The sequence below is a fragment of the Mycobacterium sp. TH-M25 genome (assembly GCF_057473665.1).
Map to the genome: position 1 here is coordinate 1 of NZ_JBYCLA010000058.1, position 3263 is coordinate 3263.

At 65.2% G+C, this 3263-nt stretch carries 2 protein-coding genes; both read left to right on the top strand.

Features of this window, described 5'->3' with window-relative positions:
* Positions 1–1305, top strand: a 1305-nt coding sequence (locus AC2VOU_RS02240; RefSeq protein WP_486955890.1) for a glycogen debranching protein, incomplete at its 5' end; no start/stop codon positions are given.
* A 3-nt stretch (positions 1306–1308) separates the two neighbouring features.
* Positions 1309–3263, top strand: a 1955-nt coding sequence (treY, locus tag AC2VOU_RS02245) for a malto-oligosyltrehalose synthase (protein ID WP_486955891.1), incomplete at its 3' end; no start/stop codon positions are given.

Sequence of the window (3263 nt, forward strand, 5' to 3'; positions counted from 1 at the left end):
TACAACCACACCGCCGAAGGCAACCATCTCGGCCCCACGATCAACTTCCGCGGTATCGACAACGCCGCCTACTACCGGCTCGTCGACGACGATCTGAGTAGCTACAAGGACTTCACCGGTACCGGCAACAGTCTCAACGCGCGCCATCCGCACACGCTGCAGCTGATCATGGACTCGCTGCGGTACTGGGTGACCGAGATGCACGTCGACGGATTCCGCTTCGATCTGGCCTCGACGCTGGCACGCGAGTTCTACGACGTCGATCGGCTGAGCGCGTTTTTCGATCTGGTGCAACAGGATCCGATTATCAGCCAGGTCAAGCTGATCGCCGAACCGTGGGACGTCGGTGAGGGCGGCTACCAGGTCGGCAACTTTCCGGGTTTGTGGACCGAGTGGAACGGGAAGTATCGCGATACTGTGCGTGACTACTGGCGGGGCGAGCCCGCAACCCTGGGCGAGTTCGCGTCTCGGCTGACCGGGTCCTCGGACCTCTACGAGGCGACCGGTCGCCGCCCCGGTGCCAGCATCAACTTCGTCACCGCCCACGACGGGTTCACCCTCAATGACCTCGTCTCCTACAACGAGAAACACAACGAGGCCAACGGCGAGGACAACCGCGACGGCGAAAGCCACAACCGGTCCTGGAACTGTGGGGTTGAAGGCCCGACCGACGACCCGGAAATCCTGACCCTGCGCGGCCGGCAGATGCGCAACATCATGGCCACCCTGATGGTGAGCCAGGGCACGCCGATGATCGCCCACGGCGACGAGATCGGCCGAACCCAACACGGCAACAACAACGTCTACTGCCAGGACTCCGAATTGTCCTGGATGGACTGGACTTTGGTGGACAAGAACAGCGATCAACTGGAGTTCACCCGTAAGGTCACCGCGCTACGCAAGGCCCATCCGGTGTTTCGCCGCCGCCGGTTCTTCGACGGCCAGCCGATCCGCAGCGGCGACGAAGCCCGCGACATCGCCTGGCTGACGCCGGCCGGCAAGGAAATGCAGCATCAGGACTGGGGCGGCGAATTCGGCAAAGGCATTGCGGTTTTCCTCAACGGTGAGGCGATCCCCGAGCCGAATGCGCGCGGCGAGCGGGTTGTCGACGACTCGTTTTTGATGTGTTTCAACGCCCACGACCACGAGGTGGCTTTCGTCATACCCGCCGACGACTACGCGACCGAATGGACCGCCGTGCTGGACACCACTGACCCATGCGGATCGGTGACGCTGGTCGTCAACGCCGGCGACGAGGTATCACTGCCCGCACGGGCGCTGCTCATCTTCCGTAAGACCAAGTGACGCATGGCCTCAGACAAAGTCATCCTGCCAGTACTGTCGACCTATCGGCTGCAGCTTCGGGGTGCTGCGAGCGGATTCGGGTTCACCTTCGCCGACGCCGAGGCCCTACTCGACTACCTCGACGAGCTTGGGGTCTCGCATCTGTACCTGTCGCCGATCCTCACCCCGGTTGCCGGCTCGGCGCATGGCTACGACGTCACCGACCCGACCACGGTCTCGGCCGAACTCGGCGGGCCCGAAGGGTTGGCAAAGCTGTCGGCGGCGGCGCGCAAACGGAAGATCGGCTTAATTGTCGATATCGTGCCCAACCATGTCGGAGTGGACAAGCCGGAACAGAATCCGTGGTGGTGGGATGTCCTGCGGCGCGGCAGATCCTCGGCATACGCGTCCTTCTTCGACATTGACTGGGAACTGGGCGCCGGCCGGATTGTGCTGCCGCTGCTAGGTTCTGACGACGATGTCGCCGACCTCACCGTTGACGGCGATCTGTTACGGCTGGGCGGTCTGGCGCTGCCCATCGCGCCGGGCACCGGCGACGGCACGGGCCCCCAGGTGCACGACCGCCAGCATTACCGGCTGATCGGTTGGCGCAACAACGTGGTCGGTTATCGGCGCTTCTTCTCGATCACGTCGCTGGCCGGGCTGCGCCAGGAAGACCGCACCGTGTTCGAGACCAGCCACGCCGAGGTGGCGCGGTGGTTTACCGACGGACTCGTCGACGGGGTGCGCGTCGACCATCCCGACGGCCTGGCCGACCCCGCCGGGTATCTGCGCTGGCTCCGCGACCTCGTCGGGGCGGATGCGTGGATCGTGGTCGAAAAGATTCTCGCGGCCGGCGAGCCGCTGGATCTGAGCCTGCCGGTGGCCGGCACCACCGGATACGACGCGCTACGCGAGATCGGTGGACTCTTCGTCGATCCGCACGGCGCCGAGTCTTTGACGTCTTTGCTGCGGTCCGCCGACATCGAAGGGCTGCTGTCCACGGCCACCCTGAAGGTGTCCGCTGCGACCGAGACGCTGGCCAGTGAGCTGGCCCGGTTGCGCCGCTGCATCGCGACGGCGACCGACGCGGACCACCCGCAATTACCCGACGCGCTGGCGGCACTGCTGACTCGCATCGACGTCTACCGCAGCGACTATCCCGGGCTGGCCGCGATCCTGCCGACAGCCCTGGCCCAAACCCAATCCGCCGCACCCGCGCTGGCCCTGCCGCTGCAGCTGATCGCCGCCGCGGTGGCCGACGACGACGAGTCCGCGGTGCGTCTGCAGCAGTTGTGCGGGGCCGTGACCGCAAAGGCCGTCGAGGACTGCTTGTTCTACCGCGACGCGCGGTTGGTGTCACTGAACGAAGTCGGCGGTGAGCCGAAGCATTTCGGCGTCGGTTTAGCCGAATTTCATTCTCGCGCAGCCGTTCGGGCTCGGGTGTGGCCGCGGGCGATGACGACATTGTCGACTCACGACACCAAGCGTGGTGAGGATGTTCGTGCCCGCATCGGCGTGCTCTCACAGGTGCCGTCGCTGTGGGCGGAGTTGGTCGGCCGCTGGGACGTCTCGACTCCCTCTCCCGACCCGGCCACCGCATTATTTTTGTGGCAGAACATCTTCGGCGTGTGGCCGACCGACGGCGACGTCACCGACGAGCTACGCGGCCGGTTACATACCTACGCCGAGAAGGCGATCCGGGAGGCCGCCGTTCACACCACCTGGAACACACCGAACTCCGACTTCGAAGCCGCGGTGCATCGCTGGCTGGACACCGTGCTGGACGGACCCGTGTCGCGCGAGCTCACCGCACTGGTTACCCGCCTGCAACCACATGCCGAAAACGATGCGCTGGGCCAGAAGCTGCTGTCCCTGACCTGCCCGGGTATCCCCGACATCTACCAGGGCACCGAGCTATGGGACGACAGCCTGGTCGATCCCGACAATCGGCGAGCCGTCGACTACGCCACCCGCAG